The sequence below is a fragment of the Devosia sp. WQ 349K1 genome (genome assembly GCF_016595685.1).
Taxonomy (GTDB): domain Bacteria; phylum Pseudomonadota; class Alphaproteobacteria; order Rhizobiales; family Devosiaceae; genus Devosia.
The window spans coordinates 308,047-334,032 of record NZ_JAENGO010000004.1; the positions used below are offsets into that span (position 1 = coordinate 308,047).

A 25,986-nucleotide genomic window follows, 5' to 3' on the forward strand; every position below is an offset into this window, starting at 1 on the left:
AATCAGGCTGCGGGAGCCTCTGTTAGGGTCGAAATCAGCTTCTGCAGCTCGCCTTGTGTAAATGGCTTCGCCAAGCGCGGCAGGTTCATCCGTCGGGCCTGCTCAATATCGGCATAGCCACTGGCTAAAGCGACGGGAAGCTCTGGGTACTGCTTGATAATTTCTTCAGCCAGCGCCACCCCAGTCATGCGCGGCATGGCGTGATCCGTGATAACGAGATCAATGTCTTGGTTCGCTTCGAGCAAGGCCAGAGCCTCCGCACCAGAATGCGCCTCAACGACCTTATGACCCAGTTCCTCGAGCATGAGAGAGGTGTTGAGCAAAACCAGCGCATCATCATCAACCGCTAGGACTTTGAGCTGGGTTTTAGCAATGCGCGGTGTCAGGGCATCAGGTTTGATCACTTCAGCCACCGGCTCAGTCTCGGCGGCGAGTGCTTCAAGCCAAAGCTCGACCCTGGTCCCTTCCCCCTTAACGCTGTAGATCGACATCATGCCGCCGGACTGCTCAGCGATCCCCTGAACCATCGGCAGTCCCAAGCCGGTGCCTTTTCCGACCCCTTTAGTGGTGAAGAACGGTTCACGAGCATGTGCGAGCGTTTCCTCGTCCATGCCTTCGCCAGTGTCCTCAACCGACAGGCAAACATACTTGCCGGGCTTGAGTTTCACATGGCCAGGAGCGATGTCGTGCTCCGCTGCGGAAAACCGAAGCGTGCCCCCGTTCGGCATTGCATCGCGCGCATTGACGGCCAGGTTCAGCAGCGCGGCATCCAAATGATTGGGATCTGTGCTGACCTTGGGCAGGCTAATCGGAAAGCGCGTTTCCACCATCACCGAGTGCCCAAGCGTGCGGCTCAAGAGTTCGCCCATGCCCCGCACCACTTCAGCAAGGTCGACAGGACGGTTCTCCAAATCCTGCTTGCGGGCAAAAGCCAACATCCGCTTGGTCAATTGGGCACCGCGTTGTGCGGCTTGATAGGCGTTGTCGATGAGGCGACTATTGCGGTCATCAGCCGGCAATCGCCTTTTCAGCACTTCAAGGCTGCCCATCACCACCATCAAGAGATTGTTGAAGTCGTGCGCGACACCACCCGTCAGTTGGCCAATAGCCTCAAGCTTTTGGGTCTGGAACAATTCCTCGCGGGCTTGCTCCAAACTCTCCTGCTGGTTGATCCGATCGGTAATATCACGAACGATTTTGGCGAAACCAACGAGCATTCCATTACTGTCGCGAATTGCGTCAATTGCAATGCTGGCCCAAAAGACCGTCCCATCCTTGCGAACGCGTTGCGCTTCATCGTGGAAGTGGCCTTTGGTGGCGGCAATCTCAAGCGCCCTCTGAGGCAGCCCCGCCGCTTGAGCCTCGCTCGGGAAAAACGCTGAAAAATGCGTGCCGATTATCTCTTCGGCGGTATAGCCGTTGATCCGCTCCGCACCCTTGTTCCAGCTTTCAACACGCCCCTCCAAGCTCAACATGGAAATCGCATAGTCTGAAACATTCATAACCAGAGTGCGAAATCCGTCTTCGGTCCCGAGCGGATGAACGTCAGCGCTATCGAACTCATCTATCGCACGGATCGTTACGCCATACGCGGCATCGCGCTCATTTTGGCCCACAAGTGCTTCCGCCGTAACGTGCACGGCAACCGGAGACGAGGTTCCACGAACTAAAAATTCCGTGCTCTCAAATCGACCGGCTTCGCCTATCGCCTGCTGAATGCACGTCATTAGGCCTAGCGAGTGAGAACTGCCTTTAAACAAGCTATCGAGATGCTGACCAATGGCGTCGGTCGCCGACAAACCGCTGAGTAACGTAGCGCCACGATTCCACGAGGTTATCCGCCCCTCGTCATCAAGAGCGAAAATCGCATACTCGCTTATCGTGTCGACCAGAAACTTGAAGCGTTCGGTCTCACCCGGGCTTAGCAGCCGAGATGGATCATTGTGCATAGGCGAACGCTCTCCATCAATTCAGCAGATGAACTCATGCTCAGCGACTTGGTTCCGCGTTTGCATCGCTACTTTTGCGCCAGAGACAAGCAACGGTCGGACCGAGATCGACACACGCACTTTAGCCAACGCTTATTAATTAAAAATATGGACTGACAGTTGTATAGAGCGTTTCTATCCTTGCTGAAAGCAAGTGACAAGCACTCCAATTTCATCAAATCAATAAATCACAAAACCAGCAAGCAATTCCGAAGTGTACAACCCACCCTGAACCTCCTAAAGTTAACTTTCTGCAACAACACCCAACAAAAACAAAACCAACTCCGCACCCCTCGGGTAAAATGCTAAAGGCGAACGATCATCGCATTCGCATTTAAGATGAACACATCGGAGTTATCCCCGGACCGCTGGCTCGGCATACGCTCTCTACAGCGCAAAAAGAGAATTGAAATGACAGATCGATATTCCGGCCACGCCAAGAGCTTGAGTTCCCCTGCGGACCACGGCTTCTCCATAAGCCCTTCTGACTCGCTAGACCTAACCGAGCCGACCCGCGCCATTTATGTTGGGACCGGCGGCAATCTTGCTGTGACACTGCTGTCCGGCGCCGAGTTAACATTGGCCAACATCCCTACAGGCAGCATAATGCCAATCCGTATTCGGCGCATCAAAGCGACAAACACCACGGCCACCAATCTGGTGGGCTTGGTTTAGGCGACTTTATTTTTTGATGAAAAAGAGATGGTGGGCGTAACAAGGATCGAACTTGTGACCCCTACGATGTCAACGTAGTGCTCTCCCGCTGAGCTATACGCCCATCTCTCGGGTGAACTGTCTTACAACGTCGTCTATCCGGTTTCCCGCATGAACTGAGCTGAAAGCCTGTTCTGTATCATGGTGGGTGCGACAGGGATTGAACCTGTGACCCCTGCCGTGTGAAGGCAGTGCTCTCCCGCTGAGCTACGCACCCCCTGCGCTGTGCAGAGGAGAAAGAGATGGTGGGCGTAACAAGGATCGAACTTGTGACCCCTACGATGTCAACGTAGTGCTCTCCCGCTGAGCTATACGCCCATCTCTCTCGGGTCAGAAGCGTTGCCGCTTCCGATGTTGGCGATAGACCATATTTCGGTTCCGCCGGTCAAGAGGCCGTTTGCCCCTGTGGATTACTTTCGCAAATTCTTTTGCAGTTTCCGCAGATTACCGCGAAACGCCTAGCATTTTGCGCGCTCGCCCCGCTTACGCGGCGAGTAGGCGTTCCACTTCACTCACCAAATCGCGCAAGTGGAATGGCTTTGACAAAACAGAGGCATCCTTGGGCGCGTCGCTGTCTGGGTTCAATGCGACAGCGGCAAAGCCAGTGATGAACATGACCTTGAGATCTGGATCGAGTTCGGTGGCACGACGTGCCAACTCGATCCCGTCCATTTCGGGCATCACAATATCACTGAGCAGCAGCGAGAAAGGTTCCTCGCGCAGACGCTCATAGGCTGACAGCCCATTGTCGAATGAGACAACGTCATAGCCTGCGTTCTTGAGCGCGCGCGTCAGGAACTGGCGCATATCATTGTCGTCTTCAGCAAGCAGAATTCGCTTCATCAGCATCCCTGATGTCGTCTTTAAGAGTGAGTCGGAGTTCTGGCGATATTTATGCCAGTTCTGCAGTTTCGCAACCACTCTCGACCATAGGCAGTTCTTTCGAGGAACGCCACAAGGCAATTGCGCGACAAACTGGACAAGTCGGCCGCGAAGGGCGAAACTGGTATGAGCAAAATCACGGCGGCGCTCTGAGCGCAATGGGGGAAACGCGTGCGATCCGATTATTGGGATCAACCTGCATTCGAAACCATCCGCCCGCGGCGGCCGGTATCGCCCCTTGTTTTCAATTCACCTCATTCTGGCAAAGTCTATCCAGAACGATTTCTGGCAATGGCACGGCTCGATCATCTGTCAATCCGCCAATCGGAAGACGCTTATGTGGACGAGCTCTTCGCCCGAGCACCACACCTTGGCGCCCCCTTACTGAGAGCGCATTTTCCGCGCGCGTATTTGGACGTCAATCGTGAGCCGTGGGAGCTGGATCCCACGATGTTCGTCGACTCCTTATCAGATCGCTTTAACACCACCTCGCCGCGCGTTGCCGCTGGCTTGGGCACCATTGCCCGCGTGGTCGCCGAAAATAAGCCCATTTACCGCGAACGCCTGACCATGGACGATGCTCGCATGCGCATCGAAGGGATTTATCACCCCTACCACGCTGCGCTTCAAAAGCTCATGAGTGAGGCTATGACCCATTCGGGCATTGCGATCCTCATTGATTGTCATTCTATGCCGCGCATTGGCCGCAACGGTGAACGCGCTACGCCGGACGTTGTATTGGGCGACCGCTACGGCACGACTTGCGCCGCCCCCCTCATCGATCTGGTCGAAACCGCATTCACAACGGCCGGGTTAAAGGTCGCGAGAAACCGGCCTTATGCGGGGGGTTTTTGCACGCGGTCCTATGGCCGCCCCCAGCATGGTGTCCACGCACTCCAGATCGAAATCAGCCGCCACCTCTATATGAACGAAGTGACCCTCGAAAAACATTCGGGCTTCGCCACCATGAAAACGGTGATCGACAGCCTGATCCAGACCCTGATCGGTCTTGACCTCGTCGCGCTCGCGACCAATCGCGTAGGGCTCTCTAAGGCGGCAGAATAGAAAACCAATCATCCCCTCTGCTTAGAACCAACATGGCCCGAACTGCGCCGATCAGAAATGCTTTAGGGGTTTAACCCTGCTGCATTGCAAGCTATCTGCTTTGGTCAGAAAACCCGCTGGCATTGGTGAGCGATAATGGCCGACCTCCCCTCAGAAATTGACTTTGCCCGCATTCAGGCGACGCTACTTGCGGCCGCCGACGCAGCGGCGGCAAAAACACTTCCCCTTTTCCGCACACCGATCGCCGTCGACAACAAGCTTGCCAAGGGCTTTGATCCTGTGACGGAAGCGGACAAAGGTGCTGAAACCGCCATCCGCTCTGTGATCGAGCAAGCTTTCCCCGACCACGCAATCATTGGCGAAGAATGGGGGCGCACAGGAGATAGTCGTTATAGCTGGATCATCGACCCGGTTGACGGCACACGGGCGTTCATTTCCGGTGCGCCCGTTTGGGGCACACTCATCGCTTTTGCTGTAGACGGTGTTGCCGTCGCGGGCCTAATGAGCCAACCGTTCATTGGCGAAAACTACCTAGCAGTGCCAGGGGCCTCCACCTATCGACGCGGCGACCTTGCCCAATCGAACCGAACTTCCGGCTTAAACGAATTGGCGTCAGCACGGGTATTTACGACGACACCCAAGCTGTTTGACACGGAAGACCTCCAGGCGAAATGGCAAGCAATTGAAGGCGCAACGCGTCTCCAGCGCTTTGGCATGGATTGCTATGGATACGCTCTGCTCGCCTCAGGCCATGCAGATCTCGTCGTTGAGCCATACCTGAACACATACGACATTGCCGCCCTAGTGCCGATCATCCGAGAAGCGGGCGGCGCCATTTCTTGCTGGGATGGATCAGAGCCCACAGGTGGCGGAAATGTAGTCGCAGCCGCGAGTCAAGAACTGCTCGAAAAAGCGCTAGAACTCATCACTAAAGCCAAATAATCGCCGAACGTTTTATTAACTGACAACATGTTAGATGCCTCCACGCGCTTTCGCTGGGGGCATCGAAACTTTGCGCAATCTCAAAAAATTTCTCACCGACAATTCCGGTGGGGTCGCCATAATATTTGGCATTCTCCTGCCATCGCTGCTTGGAGTTTCCGCACTCGCCATTGAAGTGGGCTCTTGGTACGCGGATAAGAACCGTCTGCAAATCGCGGCGGACGCAGCGGCTTATAGCGCGCTTGTCGCCTATCAGAAGGACAAGTCACTCACTGATGCCGTCACTATCGGCATCGCTGAGGCACGTGCATCTGGATATTCGGGACCAGACGATCAGATCGTGATTTTGATCCCGTCGCCAGACGGGACTTTGGGCGCTAATTCCTCACGCGCCATCCTCCAAGAACCCTCGCGTCTGTTCTTATCGCAACTTTTTCTCAAACAGAGCTGGCTCGATATCTCCACCGTTTCGTATGCTACGGCAAACACCGCTGCGCCAAACGTGCCGTGCATGTTGGCGTTAAAGCAGAAGCAGTCTCGCTCGATCCTCATTGCCGCCTCTGTCCAAGTGAACATGAGCTGCACGGTCGCGACCAATTCCAACAGCGCGGACGCTATTTGGGGTGAAGGGTCAACCCGACTGGCCGCCGAATGCGCAACCACGCCAGGGAATTACGCCACAAACGGCAGCGCAAAAATCACCTTTAGCAATTGCCCCAATGGCACCTATACACGTGCTGAAACCAGCAACCATCTCGCTGGCACCCAGTTTTGGGGCACAAGCCAAATTCCAGACACCAACACCTTGGCCGATCAGAATGTTGCCCAAGGCCGGTATGGCGCAGGCATGCCCGGCGGCGCCAGCCTGCATCCGGGAAAATATGGCAAACAAGTTGAGATTGCCGGCACAGTGACGCTGGCTCCGGGCATTTATTATTTTACGGCCGGCTTCCGCGCCACGAATGGCGCGAAAATTATCGGCGAGGGCGTCACGATCTATGTCGATCAAACGCACGTCCTAGACATTGCCCAAGATGTTCAATGGCAGTTGAGTGCGCCAAAAACCGGCCCAACTGCGGGTATTGCCATCATGGGGAACCCCAATCTCGTCGGCGGAGATGTCCGTCTCATCGGCATTTTGGGCAATGTGCAAGGCGCAGTCTATTTCCCCAATGATAGACTATTCACGGAGGCAGGACCCAACCTCGCCACGGCCCGCTGTACACAGATTGTAGCGTCAATGATCGACATTCGCGGTGCGGGTACCATCAACAATAATTGCTCAGGCGGCACTGGTGCGAGTGCAAATGCCGGCCAAGTCCGTCTCGCCAAAGGTCCTGCAGCATGATGGCCCTCTTGCGCATGCTTCGTCGGTTTTGGCGCACCGCAGCCGGACATGCGGCGATTGAGTTCGCCCTCATCGTCCCAATCGTTCTCCTTCTGCTTGTCGCGGTTTACGATCTCGGAACCGGGTTCACTGAAAAGATCAAAGTGCAGTCGGCGCTCAACTCTGGAATGCAGCACGTTATGCAGACCGAGGGCACAGACCTCGCCATGACCACCACGGTCATTAATCATCAGCTGGACGATAAAGCCGGAGCAGCCAGCGTTTCCGTCGAGAAAATCTGCCGCTGCAACAGTCAGGCTATCGCCTGCAGCCAGAGTTGCTACAAGGGCGTCGCGCACTACGTTCTGGCAAGCGCCAGCCTGCCTTATGCGAGCCCGCTCATGGGCGTCGACATGTCCGTATCCGCCAATTTTGAACTCTTTGTAGGGTACAAATGATGCGGCGGCGGAGAAATTCTAAAAGCGCACTGCGCGACGACGGCGGCGGTTCAGCCGTGGAATTTGCGCTCATCGCACCCATCTTTATTCTGACGTTGGTCGGCCTAACAGAAGTGGGCTTCGCCATTCACGCGCACGCCACACTGACCCAAATCGCCGAAGGAGGCGCACGTCACCTTCTCTTCGCCCCAGAGGATAGAAGTGGCGCTACAACCCAAATTTTTGCTGACACCAAGGGCACCACGATCACGGCTGAGGACCTCACAGTCGCGCTGACTGAAAAGACCGCGCCCTATCATCACTTGGAGGTCACACTGAGTTATATCTTCCGACCGGTTGGCCCATTTTCACTTCCGAGTGGCATCCCCATGGTCGCCCGTGCTTCGGTTCCACTCGGCGGCACCTAAACCGTCTGATTGGTTACAAACGCGTCGAACGCCGCAAACACCTGAGCACGAACGCGGTTATTCTCCATGAACAACTCGTGCTGGGCACCTGGCACAACAGTGTGGTGTCCTGTGCGCAGTCGCAGGCCCAACTCCTCAATCGCGGGCGTTGAGACGATACGGTCTCCGCCAGCCGCCAGCATCAGGACAGGGATTTGTATCTCGCTAGGGAAGCGATCCCGCTTCGTGGCCATCATCGCCCCCATGGCCGCGGCGAGCCAACGAAATGTCGGCGACCCAATGTATAGGCTCTCATCGGCGCGGAGCGTCTCAACCATGCGCTGATATCGCCCCGCGTCGGATGTGAGCGGGTTGTTGGGGAACATGGCTTCATCGGGTCGACGATCCCCACGACGCGCCATTGGCAGGCGTCCTAGTCCCAAAAAGCTTAGCGTCTCAGCAACCATCCGCACTCTTGGCAAGCTATCTTCCATGCCATGGAGCCCAACCATAGGCGCCGATAGGAACACGCGATCAAAGATCATCCGATCCTGCGTTGCCGCATAAAGACTGGCCATACCACCCATAGAGTGCCCGACGAGATAGAATGGGCCCGGACAATCGGGCAGCAAAATATCCCGATGGAAACAGCGCAGATCGGTCCAGTAATCCTCAAAGCGATCGACATAACCAAGGGTCTTATTGCCGATCAGCCGATCTGAGCCGCCCTGCCCGCGCCAATCAAATGTCGCCACGGCAAATCCACGCTTTTGAAAATCAGCGACTGTCTCAAAATATTTTTCAATATATTCGGTGCGCCCCTGCACAAGGCAGACCGTTCCACGCGCGACATCGCCTTTCCGTGGCCACAGCGCATAGCGCAGGCGCACCCTATCCGAGGTCCGAAAATACCCCACCCGCGCCCCTTCCGGTGCTGGATTATTGGGAATTGAGAGGAGTTTTGCTCCATTCGGATCAACGAGTACTGTCACGACGTCCTCATGCTTACGGCTGTGAACCTTACTGCCTTGAGGGTAAAAGAAAAGCCAGCAACCTGATGGCCACTGGCTTTTCCTTTTGATTGCGGCCCAAGCGGGGTGCGGGGGACTTTGAACCGCCCCCCATAACTACGCACCCAGGTCTGAACCCGATCCGAAAAAGGCATTCATTCTGCGTTCACTGCGCAAATCAAAGGGCGCCGCAGCGCCCTAAATACTATTCGTCGTCGGTGAAACGCACCTTACCGATGTAGCCAAGGTTACGGTTGCGCTGGCCATAGTCGATACCATAGCCAACCACGAACTCGTCTGGAATATCAAAGCCAATCCACTTGGCGTTCACTTCCGCTTCACGACGCGACGGCTTGTTGAGTAGCGCGCAAATTTCAATCCGGCGCGGGTGACGCGTGTTGAGGATTTCGAGCACATGGGTCAGCGTGTGACCGGTGTCGATAATATCTTCCACCACCAGCACGTCGCGACCACCGATTTCGCCACGTAGATCCTTCAAGATGCGCACTTCACGGCTCGATTCCATGCCGTCGCCATAGGATGAGGCTTCGATGAAATCGACTTCCACTGGCAGATTAATTTCACGCACGAGATCCGCGATGAAAATAAACGAGCCGCGCAGCAGCCCAACAACCACCAGCTTGTCGGTATCCGAGTAGTGAGCCGAAATTTCCTTCGCCAGCGCCTCAACGCGTGCAGCAATGGCTTTGGCGGAGATCAATTCATCAATGACGTAAGGTGTGTGGCTCATGTGAGTCCTCGGCAGCGCAGAGAGTGCGGTCTTAGAGCGGGGCGGGTTTGGGGTCAACAGAAGGCTTACTTACTCCCTAGATTGCACGCCTTTCCCCTCTGCTCCTCTATGAACGCGCGAGGAACTGCTTAAAACAAAAAAGCCCCGCCGGAGCGGGGCTTTCTATTCAATTGAACCCTAGCCGCTTAGCGCGGCAGTGCAGTCTTGCCCATCAAATCAAGGTCAATCGCACGAGCAGCCTGACGGCCCTCACGGATCGCCCAAACAACGAGGGACTGGCCGCGGCGCATATCGCCTGCTGCGTAAACCTTATCGACCGAGGTCTTGTAGGTGAACGTGTCAGCAAACAGATTCCCGCGCTTATCGAGATCAGCACCCAGCTCGGTCAGCATGCCTTCGGCCACTGGACCAGCAAAGCCGATTGCAAAGAGCACGAGGTCAGCCTTGATGACAAATTCCGAACCCTCAATTGGCTTACGCGAACGATCCACACGCGCGCATTCAACGCCCGTGACATGCCCCTTGGCATTGCTGATGATCTTCATCGTGCCGGCAGAAAACTCACGGATCGCGCCTTCTGCCTGCGAAGACGAGGTACGCATCTTAACTGCCCAATTTGGCCAGTTGGTCAGCTTGTCTTCCATTTCTGGTGGCATTGGACGCACGTCGAGCTGGGTCACGGCAATCGCGCCCTGACGGAACGAAGTACCAACGCAGTCAGAGGCAGTATCACCACCACCGACAACCACAACATGCTTGCCCGCGGCAGATAGCTGGAACTGCTCGGAGACGTCTTCGCCACCGACGCGGCGGTTCTGCTGTACGAGGAACGGCATGGCGAAATGAACGCCGTCAAAGTCCTTGCCTTCAACATCCACATCGCGCGGACGTTCTGCCCCACCGGTCAGCAGCACCGCATCGTAACCAGCCTGAAGCTCAGAGAGCGGACGGGTGACGCCAATGTTTTCGCCATAGTGGAAAGTGACGCCTTCGGCTTCCATCTGCGAAACGCGGAAGTCGATGTGTTCCTTTTCCATCTTAAAGTCTGGAATGCCGTAGCGCAGCAGACCGCCAGCCTTGGGCTCACGCTCATAGAGGTGAACGTCATGACCTGCACGCGCCAGCTGCTGGGCCGCAGCCATGCCTGCAGGACCACCGCCAACGATGGCGACCTTCTTGCCGGTCTTGGCTTCAGCGATAACGGGCTTGACCCAACCGCCACGGATTGCCTTGTCGGCAATCGCCTGCTCAACAGTTTTGATCGCGACCGGGCTATCTTCCAAATTCAGCGTACACGCTTCCTCGCACGGTGCGGGGCAAATGCGGCCAGTGAACTCGGGGAAGTTATTGGTTGAGTGGAGGTTGCGCGCAGCCTCTTCCCAGTCGTTGTTGTAAACGAGGTCGTTCCAATCCGGGATCTGATTGTGAACCGGGCAGCCCGTATCGCCGTGGCAGAAGGGGATGCCGCAGTCCATGCAACGCGCCGCCTGATCGGTGACGCGCGCTTCAGACAGTGGAATGGTGAACTCACCAAAGTGACGAATACGGTCCGAAGCCGGCTGATAGCGGGATTCTTCACGTTCGATTTCGAGAAAGCCAGTAACCTTACCCATTGCTCGCTCTCCCCTTACTCAGCAGCCACATTGACGCCAAAGGCGCGCTTCTTTTCCATCTCAAGGATGGCGCGACGGTATTCGACCGGCATGACCTTAACGAACTTCGGACGCATCTCGGCCCAGTTCTCAAGGATGTACTTTGCGCGGGTCGAGCCGGTGTAGTGCAGGTGGTTGGAGATGAGCTGGTGCAGACGTTCATCGTCGTGCTTGGTCATGTCGCCAGAGATGTCGACACGGCCATGCCATTCGAGATCCCCACCGTGGTGGTGGAGTTTCTGCATCAGATCTTCTTCTTCCTGCACCGGTTCGAGATCGACCATGGCCAAGTTACAGCGATCGCGGAAGGTACCTTCCTCATCGAGAACATAAGCCACGCCGCCGGACATCCCTGCAGCAAAGTTTCGACCGGTCTTGCCCATGACGACGACCAGACCACCGGTCATGTATTCGCAACCGTGGTCGCCCGTGCCTTCGACAACTGCAATAGCGCCGGAGTTACGAACGGCGAAACGCTCGCCAGCAACGCCGCGGAAGTAGCATTCACCTGAGGTTGCACCATAAAGAACGGTGTTACCAACGATGATCGACTTTTCCGGAACAATGCCGATCTTGTCGGATGGACGCACCACAATGCGACCACCAGCAAGGCCCTTGCCGACATAGTCATTGGCATCGCCGATCATATCGATGGAAATGCCCTTCGACAGGAAGGCACCAAATGCCTGACCAGCCGTGCCACGCAGGGTGATCGAAATGGTGTCTTCCGGCAGACCGTCATTGCCGTACTTCTTGGCGAGAGCGCCCGAGAGCATTGCCCCAGCCGAACGGTCACGGCTGCGGATCGGCAGATCAATCTGCACCGGAGTGCCGTTTTCGAGTGCCGGAGCGGCCAGCTCAACCAGCTGACGGTCAAGCACAGCTTCAAGGTGGTGGTTCTGAACTTCCGAGTGGAAGATCGTGTCTTCACCCAGAGGCTCTGGCTTGTAGATCAGCTTGGCGAGATCAACCCCTGCGGTCTTCCAGTGGGTATCTACGCCCTTCTGTGCCAGCAGGTCCGAGCGGCCAACCAGCTCGTTGAGCGTGCGTGCGCCCAGCGAAGCCATGATGCCACGTAGCTCTTCTGCCACGAAGAAGAAGTAGTTGATGACGTGTTCTGGCGTGCCCTTGAAGCGCTTGCGCAGCACCGGATCCTGGGTAGCAACGCCAACCGGGCAGGTGTTGAGGTGACACTTACGCATCATGATACAGCCAGCCGCGATCAATGGCGCAGTCGAGAAGCCGAATTCATCAGCCCCCAGCAGCGCGCCGATCAGCACGTCGCGGCCGGTCTTGAGACCACCGTCAACCTGCAGGCGAACACGCGAGCGCAGGCGGTTGAGCACCAGCGTTTGATGGGTTTCTGCCAGACCGATTTCCCACGGACCGCCAGCGTGCTTGAGCGATGTCAGCGGCGAAGCGCCGGTGCCACCGTCAAAGCCGGAGATGGTGATGTGGTCAGCACGTGCCTTGGCAACGCCAGCGGCAACCGTACCAACACCGCCTTCTGACACGAGCTTGACCGAAATGTCGGCCTGTTCATTGACGTTCTTGAGATCGTAAATGAGCTGCGCGAGATCTTCGATCGAGTAGATGTCGTGGTGCGGCGGCGGGGAGATAAGGCCCACGCCTGGGGTCGAGTGACGAGTCTTGGCCACAATCCAGTCGACCTTATGGCCCGGCAGCTGACCGCCTTCACCTGGCTTTGCGCCCTGTGCAACCTTGATCTGGATCTGGTCCGAGTTGACCAGATATTCAGCCGTCACGCCAAAGCGCCCCGAAGCCACCTGCTTAATGGCTGAACGCAGTGGGTTCTGCGAACCATCTGCCAGTGGCTTATAGCGATCAGGCTCTTCGCCACCTTCACCGGTGTTAGACTTGCCGCCGATCTTGTTCATGGCCTGCGCAAGCGTCGTATGCGCTTCACGGCTGATCGAGCCGAAGCTCATCGCGCCGGTAACGAAACGCTTGACGATGTCCGCAGCAGGCTCAACGTCGTCCAGTGCGACAGCCTCGCCAATTGGCTTCACGTCCAAGAGGTGACGAATGGCGAGATAGCCGTTTTCAGCTTCGTTCACACGCTTGGCAAAGCTGTTGTAGCGGTCCTGAGCATTCTCAGGCGCTTCGTCAGCAGTACGCACAGCATGCTGCAGGTCAGCGACAACGTCTGGGGACCAAGCATGCTTTTCGCCGCGGATACGGTAGGCATATTCGCCACCGACTTCGAGCGACTTGCGCAGCACAGTATCATCGCCAAAGGCGAGGTCGTGGCGACGAACGGTTTCTTCCGAAACTTCACCAAGGCCCACGCCCTCGATCGAGGTCGAGGTGCCAAAGAAGTACTTGTTGACGAAATCGGTGTTGAGACCAACCGCATCAAAGATCTGCGCGCCGCAATAGGATTGGTAAGTCGAAATGCCCATCTTGGACATGACCTTGAGCAGGCCCTTACCGACCGACTTGATGTAGCGGTAAACCACTTCATCCGCCGACACTTCCTCAGGGAAGTTGCTCTCAGCATGCAGCGACTGCAGCGCTTCGAAAGCGAGGTATGGGTTGATCGCTTCTGCGCCATAGCCCGCGAGCATAGCGAAGTGGTGGATTTCGCGGGCTTCACCCGTTTCAACCACGAGGCCAGTGGAGGTACGCAGACCCTTGCGGATCAGATGGTGGTGAACAGCCGCGAGCGCCAGCAGGGTCGGGATATCCAGACGATCTGCGGCAACCAAACGGTCGCTCAGAATGATGATGTTGTATTCACCACGCACGGCATCTTCTGCGGCCTGGCAGAGGCGTTCAATCGCCGCTTCCATGCCTTCAGCACCTTCCGACTTAGGATAGGTAATGTCGAGCGTCTTGGTCTTGAACTGGTTGCTGTCGATCTCGCCAATGCCACGGATCTTTTCGAGATCTTCATTGGTCAGGATTGGCTGGCGCACTTCAAGGCGCTTCACCTTCGAAAGACCTTCTAGGTCAAACAAGTTCGGACGCGGACCGATGAACGAGACAAGGCTCATCACCGATTCCTCGCGGATCGGATCGATTGGCGGGTTGGTGACCTGCGCAAAGTTCTGCTTGAAGTAGGTGTAAAGCAGCTTGGACTGGTTCGACAGCGCCGACAGCGGTGTGTCGGTCCCCATCGAGCCAACGGCTTCCTGCCCAGTGGTCGCCATTGGCGCCATCAGCAGCTTTACGTCTTCCTGCGTATAGCCAAACGCCTGCAAGCGATCCAGCAGCGCTTCGGTCGACTCCGGAGCTTTTGGTGCAACGGCGGGAAGATCTTCCAGAACGATCTGGGTGCGCGCGAGCCAATCAGCATATGGATTGGAGGTAGCGAGCGTCGACTTGATCTCGTCATCCGAGATAATGCGACCCTGCTCCAGATCGATGAGCAACATACGACCCGGCTGCAAGCGCCAGCGTTCAACAATGTCTTCATCCGGAATATCGAGAACGCCCGATTCCGAGGCCAGAATGACGTGATCTTCCTTGGTCACAAGGTAGCGTGCCGGGCGCAGACCGTTACGATCGAGCGTTGCCACAACATAGCGGCCGTCCGAGATCGACATCGCTGCCGGACCGTCCCATGGCTCCATCAAGGAGGCGTGGTACTGGTAAAAAGCGCGACGCTTTTCATCCATCAGCGGGTTACCAGCCCATGCTTCTGGCACGAGCATCATCGCTGCGTGCGGCAGCGGATAGCCACCCCGCACGAGGAATTCGAGCGCGTTGTCAAAGCATGCCGTATCGGACTGACCTTCGTAGGAGATCGGCCAAAGCTTGCCGATATCCTCGGCATAATACTTGGAGTGCACCGAAGCCTGACGGGCAGCCATCCAGTTGACGTTGCCACGGATGGTGTTGATTTCACCATTGTGGGTGGTCATGCGATAGGGGTGCGCCAGCTTCCAGGACGGGAAGGTGTTGGTCGAGAAACGCTGGTGCACAAGGGCAATCGCGCTTTCGAAATCTTCGTCGTGAAGATCGGTATAGAATGCGCCCAGCTGGTCCGCGAGGAACATGCCCTTATAGACGAGCGTACGGGCCGACATCGACACGACATAAAAACCGTTGTCCGACTGGCTCTCGGGGATCTCGCCATAAACGGTGTTGGAAATGACTTTGCGCACGATGAGGAGCTTGCGCTCGAACTCATCGAGGGTCAGGCCGTCCGGACGCGCCACAACCATCTGTTCGATGATCGGCTGCGTGGCGATAACGCCTTCGGAAAGCTTGGAGTTATCCCAAGGCACAGTGCGCTCGCCGAGAACGGTGAGGCCTTCTTGGGCGATGCAGCGACGAACCACTTCGGCGCAACGGACTTTGAGCTCTTCCCCATTCGGGTAGAAGATCATTGCGACTGCGTAGTGGTGCTTTTCGGGAAGTGCGAAGGGCAGCACCTTCTTGAAGAAGGCGTGCGGTGTCTGCACGAGAATGCCAGCGCCATCGCCCATCAAGGGGTCTGCGCCGACGGCGCCGCGATGTTCCAGATTCTCGAGGATTTCGAGACCCTTCTGGACCACTTCGTGGCTAGGCTTATTCTTAATGTTCGCGATCATCCCGATGCCACAGGCATCGCGCTCGCGTTTGGGGTCATACAGGCCTTGTGCCGCCGGGCGTCCCTGAACCGCGCCGGCGGCGGACTGGCGTGTTGGCGTCTGGTTCGATCCTGGGCTCATGACCATCAAACTTATCCCTTAACTGAATTGCCCCTTCACAGGGGGACGAATGCACAGGCGGCAAGCCGCAAGTTAATAACAGACACGGCGAAGTTGCGGGTCGTACAGCGTACGGCTCGAACGGCGTATCCGTCGATAATATAGGGTAGCGGCGCTGCATCCAAATGGCCGCTCAACTTCGGGCTTCCTCTCGCCCCGCCTATCCGTTTCCGCTCACGATAAGCGGGCCAGCCGAACCAGCGTGTGCGCTTGACCGCGGAGAGCGGGACGCACGGAGATAGGACAGAGATACTGCCCTAACACTTCCACATTTGCATAATTCCAAACTGGCAGCAAGCAGTTTCGACGCAGCGCGAGAAGAAAAAATAGGAGTTCTGTGGAATTACCTATAGGAAATGATAGGACAATGCCCGTTTAGGCATGACATCCCCCGCGAAATGGCCAGAAGTTTAGGTGTGGAGCGCGAAACTCCTATTTGATGCAAACAGCCTGACTGCACAAGAAAAAGGCGCAGGGAACGAGCCTGCGCCTTTGCCTATCCGATGGACGTCGGAGGGAGATAGGGCCCGCAGGAGGAAGAGCGGGCCCAGAGGAGGTTAGTTAACCGACTTGTCTTCGATGGTTGCAGTCGGGGCTGCCGAGTTGATTGCGATGGTGCGCGGCTTCTTGCTTTCCGGCAGCTCGCGCTTCAACTCGAGATGCAGCAGGCCATTTTCAAGGCTCGCGCCTTGCACCTCAACATAGTCGGCCAGCTGGAAGCGCAGCTCGAAGGAGCGCTCAGCAATGCCGCGATGCAGGAACTCGCGCTTGGTGTCGCCAGCTTCAACAGCCTTGGCACCCTTTACCACGAGGCTGTTTTCCTTGGTTTCGACTGCGATGTCGCCATTGGAGAAACCTGCAACTGCGATGGAGATGCGATAAGCATCATCACCGGTGCGCTCAATGTTGTAAGGAGGGTAGCTCTTCGTTTCCTGAGCCGAAAGCGTGTCCAAACGGTTGAACAGGCGATCAAAGCCAACAGTGGAACGGTAGAATGGGGAGAAATCGACGGTCTGCATTTTCACATTCTTTCATTAAGCAACGTGGATGTTTGCTCCGGCCCATAAAAGACGCACCCCCATCTGTGGCGAGCGCTGTATTTTCTGAACCGGCGTTCCCGGATACCGGCGAACGCTTCAGATGTAGGGTTCAAAAATGCCCCTTCAAGACCCCAATTTCATTTTTCGGTTTCTTGGAGATTTTCTGATTTGCACGTCAAAAAAACAAAGGGCAGCACCTGAGTGCCGCCCTTTTTCTGTCCTACCAAATGGCAGCGATTACATCACCGCACCAACCTGCCAAGGCACAAACTCATTGTCGCCATAGCCCAAGGCTTCAGACTTGGTTTCTTCGCCAGAAGCCACGCGCAGCATAAGATCAAAAATCTCCTGCCCCTTGGCCTCGATCGACACGCCCTCAACAATGTCCCCACAGTTGATGTCCATGTCGTCCGTCATGCGCGCATACATATCCGAATTTGTCGCGAGCTTAATCGACGGTACTGGTTTGCAGCCGTAGGCGGAGCCACGGCCGGTTGTGAACGCCAAAATATTGGCCCCACCCGCCACCTGCCCCGTTGCCGACACCGGATCAAAGCCGGGCGTGTCCATAAACACAAAGCCCTTTTCGGTGATCTTTTCGGCATATTCATAAACAGCGGTCAGCGGCGTCGTGCCGCCCTTGGCCGCAGCGCCGAGCGACTTTTCCAAAATCGTCGTCAGCCCACCGAGCTTATTGCCGGGCGAGGGGTTGTTGTTCATCTCCCCGCCATTGCGCGCGGTGTATTCCTCCCACCACTTGATGCGCGCTATGAGCTTTTCGCCCACGTCCTGGTTCACTGCGCGGCGCGTAAGAAGGTGCTCCGCACCGTAAATCTCTGGCGTTTCCGAAAGGATGGCCGTGCCGCCCTGCTTAACCAGCAAGTCCGCCGCAACGCCCAGAGCCGGGTTGGCGGTAATGCCCGAATAGCCATCCGACCCACCGCATTGAAGCGCCAGCGACAGATGCGAAGCGTCGACAGTCTCGCGCCGCGCCCGCGCCGCTACCGGCAGCATTTCCTTTATTCGCTCGACACCCCAATCAATGATCTTCTTCGTCCCGCCGATCTCTTGGATCGTCATGGTCTGGAAGGTGTCGGTTTCCTTGAGGTTATAAGCTTCCTTCATCTTATCGATCTGGAAGCCTTCACAACCGAGGCCGACCAGAAGCGCCGCTCCCAGATTGGGGTTGGACGTATACCCCCACTGGGTCCGGCGGAAAATTTGATAGCCCTCCCCCGAGAGGTCCATGGCGCAGCCCGTGCCATGCACAAAGGGGATAACACCATCAATTTCGGGATAATCATCGAGCACGCCAGAGCGATTAATCGCCTCCGCCATAAATTTCGCGACGGTTGCCGAACAATTCACCGAGGTCAAAATACCGATGTAGTTGCGCGTCCCCACCGAGCCATTCGCCCGTTTAAAGCCTTGGAACGTGGCCCGCTTTTCGGCGGGCACAAAATCTACCGGCAACGCGCCCTGCGCAAAAGCGTAGTCATGGCTCAGCGACCCATCGGGCCCACCCATGCCGCAGTTGTGCTCATGGACCCAATCGCCCGGCGCGATGTTCTCTTTGGCGAAACCAATGATTTGACCAAATTTGACGACCGCCTCACCGGCCAAAATCGGCTGCGTGGAAAATTTATGCCCGCGCGGCACCCGCCGAATAATCGCCACGCCCTGCGGCGTCTGAGTGCCGACATCCAAGTTTGCCAGTGCCACCGCAATATTATCGGCAGCGTTCAAAACTAGCGTTTTGCCTTCGGGGCGGATCATAGCTTCGGTCATCGTGGGCCTTCACACATTCTGACAATGACTGTGACGCCAGCTCACTTGTGCCATAGGCATTGGAACTCTAAGCACGGCAGCGCATTGTCAAACACTCGAACCCTAACTAACATGTTAGCATGAGGACGCAAACTGGTATGTATGATTTTCTTGGCGCTCCCGGGTCTCTGGCCCGCGGCACTGTCACCGTAGATGTGACGAACGCTCTGCGTCAGGGAATTGTCACGCTCGAACTCGAACCCGGCGTCATGCTCGACAAGAACGCCATTTGCGCCCAGCTCGGTGTCTCGCGGTTCCCCGTTAGTGAGGCCATAGCCCGCCTTGCCGAAGAGGGCTTGGTGGATATCGCACCTCAGCGCGGCTCCACCGTTTCCCTCATTCGCATTGCCGATGTGCGCGAATACATGCTGATCCGCAAAGGTATTGAGAGTGAAGCGTTGCGCGTGCTCATCGGCAAACACGACGCGAGCGTTATCTCCGCGCTCCATGCCAATATGGCGGCCCAACGCGATGCGGCGCACCGCGACGATGAAGAAGCCTTCCATCAGATCGACGTTGAATTTCACGACATCATCTTCACCTCGATGCGCCTTAATAAGGTGAAGTCGGTGATCGATAAGACGCGCGCCAATCTTGATCGCGCGCGCCGCCTGATCATCACCCCACGACGCCTCAACGACACCATTGCCGAACATCAGGCCATTTTCGACGGCATCCTCGCCAAGAACGAACGCCAGGCCATCACCGCCATTCGCGCTCACATTGATGCTGTGATGATCGAACTTTTCGCTTTCGCCACAGAGCATCCACTCATGTTCGCCGACGGTGCCGAATTTTCCGCCAGTAAGGACGATTTCCCCTTCGGCTAAACATTTGTTTCAGGGAGGAAACATTGCTCAAGAATATTCCGGCCATTCTCAGCCCAGACCTGCTTTACGCCTTGCGCGCCATGGGCCACGGCGATGAGATCGCCATTGTCGACGCCAATTTCCCGGCAGAATATCTGGGTCCCGAAGTGATCCGCGCCGATGGCAGCTCCGCCACCGATGTCCTAAACGCCGTGCTGGCGCTGCTTCCGCTCGATGATTTTGTCGATCATGCCGCTATCGCCATGGCTGTCGTCGGCGATCCGAACGCCAAGCCCCCGATTTTTGACGAATTCGAACAGATCATCGCCAAGCACGAACCCGCCGCAAAATTCTCGACCATTGAACGCTTCGCCTTCTATGACCGTGCGCGCGGCGCCTCCGCCGTGGTGCAGACCGGCGAGGGCCGCCTCTATGGCAACATCCTTCTCAAGAAAGGCGTGATCCGTCAGTCTTAAGTCGAACCGAACGGATTTTCCGTCTAGCGGCCTCGACACGCTAACATGTTAGTTTGTAAGACAGAGCCAAGTTCAAGGGAGACCTCATATGAAACTTCTGCGCGTAGGTGCTAAGGGCGCCGAAAAGCCGGCGATCCTCGCATTTGACGGGTCGATCCGTGATCTATCCTCTGTCGTCGATGACATCGCTGGTGATGTTCTCACGCCTGCCGGTCTGGCCAAGATTGAAAAGGCCGACCTCGCTTCGCTGCCGACACTTTCGGCGAGTGAACGCATCGGCCCCTGCGTGGGCCGCGTTGGTAAGTTCATCTGCATTGGCCTCAACTACGCCGATCACGCCGCTGAAACGGGCGCGCCGATCCCAGCTGAGCCGATCATTTTCATGAAGGCCACCAGCGCCATCATCGGCCCCAATGACGACGTCATCATTCCAAAGAATTCGATCAAGCCGGATTGGGAAGTCGAACTCGGCATCGTCATCGGCACTGAAGCGCGCTATGTCGAGCTTGAAGACGCGATGGATCACGTTGCAGGCTATTGCCTGATCAATGACGTGTCCGAGCGCCACTTCCAGACCGAACGCGGCGGCACTTGGGATAAGGGCAAAGGCTCCGACACCTTCGGCCCGATTGGCCCATGGGTCGTCACCAAGGACGAAGTCACAGATCCGCAGAATCTTGGAATGTGGCTCGAAGTCGACGGCAAGCGCTACCAGAACGGCTCCACCAAGACCATGATCTTCGACGTCAAGACCATTGTCTCCTACGTCAGCCAGTTCATGAGCCTACAGCCAGGCGACGTTATTTCTACCGGCACCCCTCCAGGCGTCGGCATGGGCATCAAGCCAGAACCCGTTTGGCTCAAGCCGGGCAATGTCATGCATTTGGGCATCGACGGTCTTGGCGAACAACGCCAAAACGTCAAAGCTTACACCGCCTAAGGCCAAAGCTGACACGGCAAATTATAAAGGGCCCCATCGGGCCCTTTTCTTTTCAAGGCGCTTTTCAACCTTTCCTTTTACGGAGAGGTTAGGTTAAGGGGCCCATCAGCGAGCCCCCAAGACCTAAAGTTCCGACATTACCTGCTCAACTTCCGCACGGGTCGGCGGCTGGCAGCCCTTACGACCGCAATTTATCCCAGCAACCACCGCACCGAATTCCAGCATATCTTCCAGCTGCTCATCAGTGAGCGACAACAAACTATGCGCCTTGAGCACGTCGGCTTCGTAGAGCCAGGTCAGAATGCCTGCCATCAAACTATCGCCTGCCCCAACCGTGTCCCCAAACACCGGCGGCGAATAAATCGGAGCTTGCGCATGACCAGCATGGGAGAAAGCAATTGAGCCCCCCTCGCCCAGCGTCACCACCACCAGTTCGCTATTGGGGCGCGAGAGCAGTTCTTTTGCGTGCTCTTCAATGGAGAGCCCGGGCGAGAGCCAATCATGGTCCTCTTCGGAAAGCTTGATGATGTGCGCCAGATCGAGGAAATGCGACAGGCGCTGGCGGTAGCCAGCCTCATCATCGACCAGCTTTTCACGCACATTGATGTCAATAGAAATGGTTGCGCCTCGACCGATTGCCGACTTCACCACCTCGTCCCAAACCACAGCGTCTTCTGCCAAAATGGGACAGAACCCACCGATCTGGAACAGCTCAAGCGTGCTGGGGAGCGCCTTCAGCAGACTGTCGCGCGTAAAGGCTCGATCTGCCCCACGCTCAAACACATATGAGGCCTGCATCTTTTCATTGAAGGAAACGATCGCCTTGGTCGTCGGCGCAGCAACGCGCTCCTTGACCAAAACCTCCACCCCCGCCGCCGCCAAAGGCTTGAGCAGCATGTCGCCATATTCATCTTGGCTGATGGGGCACATGAAGCCAGACTTATTGCCCAGCTTGGCGATAGCAATCGCACAGTTCATTGGCGACCCGCCGGGTAGAGCCTGTCGCTCTGCATCCGGCGCGTTTGACACCGGAACGAGGTCTACGAGGCTCTCTCCACCCACAACGAACATGCATATCTCCCAAAACACAGTCTCGTTTCGGGAGATACCACTTTGTCTCTTGCCTCACCAGTAAGGGCGACGCTGAATTAGCTGCGCAGACCAGGCGCTTCCTGACCAGTCGCCGTCACATATTCGGTATAGCCACCGCCATAGGTGTGCACGCCTTCTGGCGTCAGCTCCAAAACGCGGTTCGACAGCGCGGCGAGGAAGTGGCGATCGTGGCTGACGAACAGCATCGTGCCTTCAAAATTCGACAGCGCCTCAATCAACATCTGCTTGGTCTGAATATCCAAGTGGTTGGTCGGTTCGTCGAGCACAAGGAAATTTGGTGGATCAAACAGGATCAGCGCCATCGCCAGACGCGCCTTCTCGCCACCAGAAAGCACCCGACATTTCTTTTCAATGTCGTCGCCGGAGAAGCCAAAGCAACCAGCCAGCGCGCGCAGTGGAGCCTGACCAGCCTGCGGGAAATGATACTCCAACGTCTGGAAAATCGTGCTGTCGCCATCGATGGAATCCATCGCATGCTGGGCGAAATATCCCATCTTCGTGCTCGGCCCACGACCCACCGTGCCGGCATCCGGCTCAGTTGCACCAGCAACCAGCTTGAGTAGGGTCGACTTACCAGCGCCATTGACGCCCAAAATGCACCAGCGTTCCTTGCGGCGCACATGGAAGTCGAGGTTATCGTAAATCACCTTAGAGCCATAGGCTTTGTTCACGCCCTTCACGAGGACAATGTCTTCGCCCGAACGTGGCGCAGGACGGAACTCGAAGGCGACAACCTGCTGACGCTTTGGCGGCTCGACGCGGTCAATCTTATCGAGCTTTTTCACGCGGCTCTGCACCTGCGCGGCGTGGCTCGCACGGGCCTTAAAACGATCGATAAAAGCGATTTCCTTGGCCAGCATCGCCTGCTGACGCTCAAACTGCGCCTGCTGATTGCGGTTCGCGATCTCGCGCTGGCTTTGGTAAAATTCGTAGTCACCTGTGTAGGTGGTCAGCGTACCCGCGTCGATCTCGAGGATCTTGTTGACGATGCGGTTCATGAACTCGCGATCGTGCGATGTCATGAGTAGCGCGCCAGCATACCCCTTGAGGAAGGTTTCGAGCCAGATCAGGCTTTCAAGGTCCAAGTGGTTGCTCGGTTCGTCGAGGAGCAACACGTCTGGGCGCATGAGAAGGATGCGGGCCAGAGCCACGCGCATCTTCCAACCGCCCGAGAGCTTCCCCACATCGCCGTCCATCATCTCTTGGCTAAAGCCAAGACCGTCGAGCACTTCGCGGGCACGACCGTCGAGCGAATAACCATCGAGTTCTTGGAAGCGCCCCTGCACATCGCCATAGCGCTCGATGATCGTGTCCATTTCGTCGGCTTTGTCCGGATCAGCCATAGCTGCTTCCAGCTCAGCCATTTCCGCCATCAGCTCACTAACGGGGCCCGCGCCATTCATCACTTCAGCCACCGCCGAGCGACCAGACATTTCGCCAACGTCCTGATTGAAGTAGCCGATCGAGGTCCCGCGATCGACGGAGACCTGACCTTCGTCAGGGCTTTCTTCGCCGGTAATCATGCGGAAGAGCGTGGTCTTCCCCGCGCCGTTGGGACCGACGAGACCGATCTTTTCGCCCTTCTGCAGCGCCGCCGACGCTTCGATGAAGACAATCTGCTTGCCGTTCTGCTTGCCGATACTTTCGAGGCGGATCATGGGGAGGCCTTAGCGGAGAAAACTGGAACCGCCCCTAAATCATCCGCGTCCTCATCAAGCAAGCCCCCTCAACCAATTGTTGGCCTCGGCAAGACAATGCCGCACACGGAACGGATTTTATCTAAACCGTTCACTTATCAAGTTGACCACACACAAACATCAATGCTCAATCAAGTTGAGGAGATCGTCCGCAAATAAGCACGGACAAATTGGTTGGAGGGGGAACGGAATTGCAGGCTTTAGCCGCACTGGTCCGGTTGATCAGTTCTATTAACTGGCTGGTAGGCCAGATTTTATCCTGGCTCGCACTCGCTTGCGTGCTGGTTTGCTTCACCGTCGTAGTTCAGCGCTATTTCTTCCATGTCTCCATCCTATGGATGCAGGATCTTTACGTCTGGCTCGCTGGCGCCATGTTCACCGGTGTCGCAGGTTTTGCGCTATTACGCGACGATCACGTCCGCGTCGATATTTTCTATCGCCCGGCGACTTTGCGCAGCAAAGCCTGGCGCGATCTGTTCGGCGTGGTTTTCTTCCTGCTGCCCTTTATGTGGATCGTTATCCAGTATTGTTGGCCGGCAGTTCGCCGCTCGTGGAGCTTTTATGAAGGCTCCGCCAATATCGGCGGCATGCCCGGACTCTTCATTCTTAAGAGCTTCATCATCGTCTTCGCCGTGCTGATCATCTTGCAGGGCATTGGAATGGCCGCACGCGCCATTCTCGTCTTACGCGACAGCGAAGCGCTGCTGCCTGAGAACCTGCGCTACAAGCTTGATGACGTGAAGGAAGCCCACTGATGGATCCCGTACTTCTTGGAGAAATCCTCGCCGGGACGATGTTCCTCGGCGTCATCGGCGTGCTGATGCTCGGCTTTCCCGTAGCGTTCTCGCTCGCAGGAACTGCTCTCATTTTCGGCCTCGTAGGTTGGTGGTTTGGCGTCTACGACCCCTCCAACTATGGCTCCCTTGCTGGGCGCTATATCGGCTTGATGACCAACGAGGTCCTCGTTGCGGTGCCGCTCTTTGTCTTCATGGGTGTGGTGCTGGAAAGATCCGGCATTGCCGAGCAATTGCTGCTCACCATGGGCAAGCTTTTCGGCAACCTTCGCGGCGGCTTAGCCCTGTCGGTGATTTTGGTTGGCGCCTTGCTCGCTGCATCCACCGGCGTTGTCGGCGCAACCGTCGTCACCATGGGCCTGATTTCGCTGCCCGCTATGACGCGTGCTGGTTATGATCCAAAGCTGGCAACCGGCGTCATCTGCGCCTCCGGCACTTTGGGCCAGATCATTCCACCATCGACGGTGCTGATCTTCATGGGCGATATGCTCTCGGGCATTAACGCCCAGGTGCAAATGTCCAAGGGCAATTTCGCTCCAGAACCGGTTTCCGTTGGAGCGCTGTTTGCTGGCGCGATTATCCCCGGCCTGCTGCTCGTCGTTCTTTACGCGCTCTATGTGATTTTCGTTGCCATCACCAATCCAAAGGCGGCACCGGCAACGCCAGTTCCAGCGAGCGAAAAAGACGGCCTCATGCGCGAAGTGGTGACGGCGCTCATACCACCGCTGCTTTTGATCATTGCGGTTTTGGGGTCGATCCTCGCTGGCATCGCCACACCCACAGAAGCCGCTTCGGTTGGCTCCGTTGGGGCAATGCTCTTAGCACTGATCCGCCGTCGGCTCGACTTTGGCGTCTTAAAACAGGTTGTCGTCTCCACTGCCTCGATCACCTCTATGGTGTTCATCATCCTCTTCGGCGCAGCGGTGTTCTCCATCGTGTTCCGTATGATGGGCGGGGAAAACCTCGTGCATGAGTTCCTGTCGTCCATGCCGGGCGGCACGATGGGTGCGATTGTCGTGGTGATGCTCGTGATGTTCCTCTTGGGCTTCATCCTCGACACCTTCGAAATCATTTTCATCGTCATCCCGATCACCGCCCCCGTGCTGCTCACGCTCGGCGTCGATCCGATCTGGCTTGGCGTGATGGTGGGCGTAAATCTGCAGACCAGCTTCCTCACGCCGCCTTTCGGCTTCGCCCTCTTCTATTTGCGCGGCGTGGCCCCACCGTCTGTCACCACGGGCACGATCTACCGCGGCATCATTCCATTTGTTTGCCTCCAGATTCTGGCCCTTGTGATCCTCTATTTCTTCCCAGACATGATCACTTGGCTGCCAAGAATGCTCTATAGCTAAGAACTGGAATAGATGGCGGCGTCGCAAGATGCCGCCATCTCGCAA

21 protein-coding genes and 3 tRNA genes are annotated in these 25,986 nt (G+C 56.6%); 11 read left to right on the top strand and 13 right to left on the bottom strand.

Going from position 1 to position 25,986, the window contains the following annotated elements; all coding sequences use genetic code 11:
• Nucleotides 1-2 precede the first annotated feature (2 nt).
• Nucleotides 3-1,949, bottom strand: a complete 1,947-nt coding sequence (locus JHL21_RS10360; protein WP_200213306.1) for a PAS domain-containing sensor histidine kinase — start codon at nucleotides 1,947-1,949, stop codon at nucleotides 3-5.
• 450 nt (nucleotides 1,950-2,399) lie between these two features.
• Between JHL21_RS10360 and JHL21_RS10365 the strand changes: the two genes are divergently transcribed.
• Nucleotides 2,400-2,663 carry a hypothetical protein gene (locus JHL21_RS10365; RefSeq protein ID WP_200213308.1) on the top strand — a complete coding sequence of 88 codons (264 nt, stop codon included), beginning with the start codon at nucleotides 2,400-2,402 and terminating at the stop codon, nucleotides 2,661-2,663.
• A gap of 28 nt (nucleotides 2,664-2,691) precedes the next feature.
• Here JHL21_RS10365 and JHL21_RS10370 read toward each other — a convergent pair.
• The 4 genes from JHL21_RS10370 to cpdR all read right to left on the bottom strand — a co-directional run bounded on the left by JHL21_RS10370 (nucleotide 2,692) and on the right by cpdR (nucleotide 3,545).
• Nucleotides 2,692-2,766, bottom strand: a tRNA-Val gene (locus JHL21_RS10370).
• Nucleotides 2,767-2,844: 78 nt separating this feature from the next.
• Nucleotides 2,845-2,919 (bottom strand) — tRNA-Val (locus tag JHL21_RS10375).
• A gap of 26 nt (nucleotides 2,920-2,945) precedes the next feature.
• Nucleotides 2,946-3,020 (bottom strand) — tRNA-Val (locus JHL21_RS10380).
• A gap of 165 nt (nucleotides 3,021-3,185) precedes the next feature.
• A complete protein-coding gene (cpdR, locus tag JHL21_RS10385) occupies nucleotides 3,186-3,545 on the bottom strand; it encodes a cell cycle two-component system response regulator CpdR (protein WP_169196787.1) in 360 nt (119 codons plus the stop codon).
• 210 nt (nucleotides 3,546-3,755) lie between these two features.
• Here cpdR and JHL21_RS10390 point away from each other — a divergent pair, with 210 nt between their 5' ends.
• The 5 genes from JHL21_RS10390 to JHL21_RS10410 all read left to right on the top strand — a co-directional run bounded on the left by JHL21_RS10390 (nucleotide 3,756) and on the right by JHL21_RS10410 (nucleotide 7,783).
• Complete coding sequence (locus JHL21_RS10390) at nucleotides 3,756-4,649, top strand: N-formylglutamate amidohydrolase (protein ID WP_200213310.1); 894 nt, start codon at nucleotides 3,756-3,758, stop codon at nucleotides 4,647-4,649.
• Between the two features lie 135 nt (nucleotides 4,650-4,784).
• Nucleotides 4,785-5,591, top strand: coding sequence for a histidinol-phosphatase (hisN, locus tag JHL21_RS10395; protein ID WP_200213312.1), 807 nt, complete (start codon nucleotides 4,785-4,787; stop codon nucleotides 5,589-5,591).
• 34 nt (nucleotides 5,592-5,625) lie between these two features.
• Nucleotides 5,626-6,939: a TadE/TadG family type IV pilus assembly protein gene (locus JHL21_RS10400; protein WP_200213314.1), complete on the top strand. Its 1,314-nt coding sequence runs from the start codon at nucleotides 5,626-5,628 to the stop codon at nucleotides 6,937-6,939.
• Nucleotides 6,936-7,376: a TadE/TadG family type IV pilus assembly protein gene (locus JHL21_RS10405; protein WP_200213316.1), complete on the top strand. Its 441-nt coding sequence runs from the start codon at nucleotides 6,936-6,938 to the stop codon at nucleotides 7,374-7,376. Before JHL21_RS10400 ends, JHL21_RS10405 begins: the two co-directional genes overlap by 4 nt.
• Nucleotides 7,373-7,783 carry a TadE/TadG family type IV pilus assembly protein gene (locus JHL21_RS10410; RefSeq protein WP_200213317.1) on the top strand — a complete coding sequence of 137 codons (411 nt, stop codon included), beginning with the start codon at nucleotides 7,373-7,375 and terminating at the stop codon, nucleotides 7,781-7,783. Before JHL21_RS10405 ends, JHL21_RS10410 begins: the two co-directional genes overlap by 4 nt.
• Here the strand turns inward: JHL21_RS10410 and JHL21_RS10415 are convergent.
• From JHL21_RS10415 to JHL21_RS10440, 6 genes are all read right to left on the bottom strand, one after another.
• The gene (locus JHL21_RS10415) at nucleotides 7,780-8,754 is read right to left on the bottom strand and encodes an alpha/beta hydrolase (protein ID WP_200213318.1); all 975 of its coding nucleotides are present in this window, start codon (nucleotides 8,752-8,754) and stop codon (nucleotides 7,780-7,782) included. The genes JHL21_RS10410 and JHL21_RS10415 overlap by 4 nt on opposite strands.
• A gap of 223 nt (nucleotides 8,755-8,977) precedes the next feature.
• Nucleotides 8,978-9,523, bottom strand: coding sequence for a hypoxanthine phosphoribosyltransferase (gene hpt, locus JHL21_RS10420; RefSeq protein ID WP_169196794.1), 546 nt, complete (start codon nucleotides 9,521-9,523; stop codon nucleotides 8,978-8,980).
• Nucleotides 9,524-9,708: 185 nt separating this feature from the next.
• Nucleotides 9,709-11,136, bottom strand: coding sequence for a glutamate synthase subunit beta (locus tag JHL21_RS10425; RefSeq protein WP_200213319.1), 1,428 nt, complete (start codon nucleotides 11,134-11,136; stop codon nucleotides 9,709-9,711).
• Between the two features lie 14 nt (nucleotides 11,137-11,150).
• The gene (gene gltB, locus JHL21_RS10430) at nucleotides 11,151-15,854 is read right to left on the bottom strand and encodes a glutamate synthase large subunit (RefSeq protein ID WP_254082023.1); all 4,704 of its coding nucleotides are present in this window, start codon (nucleotides 15,852-15,854) and stop codon (nucleotides 11,151-11,153) included.
• A 596-nt stretch (nucleotides 15,855-16,450) separates the two neighbouring features.
• On the bottom strand, nucleotides 16,451-16,912 hold the full coding sequence (locus tag JHL21_RS10435) for an Hsp20 family protein (protein WP_169196797.1): 462 nt from the start codon (nucleotides 16,910-16,912) through the stop codon (nucleotides 16,451-16,453).
• 258 nt (nucleotides 16,913-17,170) lie between these two features.
• A complete protein-coding gene (locus JHL21_RS10440) occupies nucleotides 17,171-18,721 on the bottom strand; it encodes a UxaA family hydrolase (protein ID WP_254082007.1) in 1,551 nt (516 codons plus the stop codon).
• 137 nt (nucleotides 18,722-18,858) lie between these two features.
• Here JHL21_RS10440 and JHL21_RS10445 point away from each other — a divergent pair, with 137 nt between their 5' ends.
• From JHL21_RS10445 to JHL21_RS10455, 3 genes are all read left to right on the top strand, one after another.
• Entirely contained in the window at nucleotides 18,859-19,590 is a 732-nt protein-coding gene (locus tag JHL21_RS10445) for a GntR family transcriptional regulator (protein WP_200213321.1), read from the top strand.
• A 23-nt stretch (nucleotides 19,591-19,613) separates the two neighbouring features.
• Complete coding sequence (locus JHL21_RS10450) at nucleotides 19,614-20,045, top strand: RbsD/FucU family protein (protein WP_200213322.1); 432 nt, start codon at nucleotides 19,614-19,616, stop codon at nucleotides 20,043-20,045.
• A gap of 88 nt (nucleotides 20,046-20,133) precedes the next feature.
• On the top strand, nucleotides 20,134-20,985 hold the full coding sequence (locus JHL21_RS10455; RefSeq protein WP_200213323.1) for a fumarylacetoacetate hydrolase family protein: 852 nt from the start codon (nucleotides 20,134-20,136) through the stop codon (nucleotides 20,983-20,985).
• Nucleotides 20,986-21,108: 123 nt separating this feature from the next.
• Here the strand turns inward: JHL21_RS10455 and JHL21_RS10460 are convergent, their stop codons facing one another.
• Together JHL21_RS10460 and JHL21_RS10465 are read right to left on the bottom strand one after the other, a co-directional pair.
• Nucleotides 21,109-22,056 (bottom strand): carbohydrate kinase, encoded by a 948-nt coding sequence (locus JHL21_RS10460; protein ID WP_200213325.1) that lies wholly within the window; start codon nucleotides 22,054-22,056, stop codon nucleotides 21,109-21,111.
• A gap of 77 nt (nucleotides 22,057-22,133) precedes the next feature.
• On the bottom strand, nucleotides 22,134-23,756 hold the full coding sequence (locus tag JHL21_RS10465; RefSeq protein ID WP_200213327.1) for an ABC-F family ATP-binding cassette domain-containing protein: 1,623 nt from the start codon (nucleotides 23,754-23,756) through the stop codon (nucleotides 22,134-22,136).
• Nucleotides 23,757-23,986: 230 nt separating this feature from the next.
• On the opposite strand from JHL21_RS10465, the gene JHL21_RS10470 reads away from it, so the two are divergent.
• Nucleotides 23,987-24,550: a TRAP transporter small permease subunit gene (locus JHL21_RS10470; protein WP_200213329.1), complete on the top strand. Its 564-nt coding sequence runs from the start codon at nucleotides 23,987-23,989 to the stop codon at nucleotides 24,548-24,550.
• Nucleotides 24,550-25,941 carry a TRAP transporter large permease subunit gene (locus tag JHL21_RS10475; protein ID WP_200213331.1) on the top strand — a complete coding sequence of 464 codons (1,392 nt, stop codon included), beginning with the start codon at nucleotides 24,550-24,552 and terminating at the stop codon, nucleotides 25,939-25,941. The genes JHL21_RS10470 and JHL21_RS10475 overlap by 1 nt, the downstream gene beginning before the upstream one ends.
• The last annotated feature ends 45 nt before the right edge of the window (nucleotides 25,942-25,986 follow it).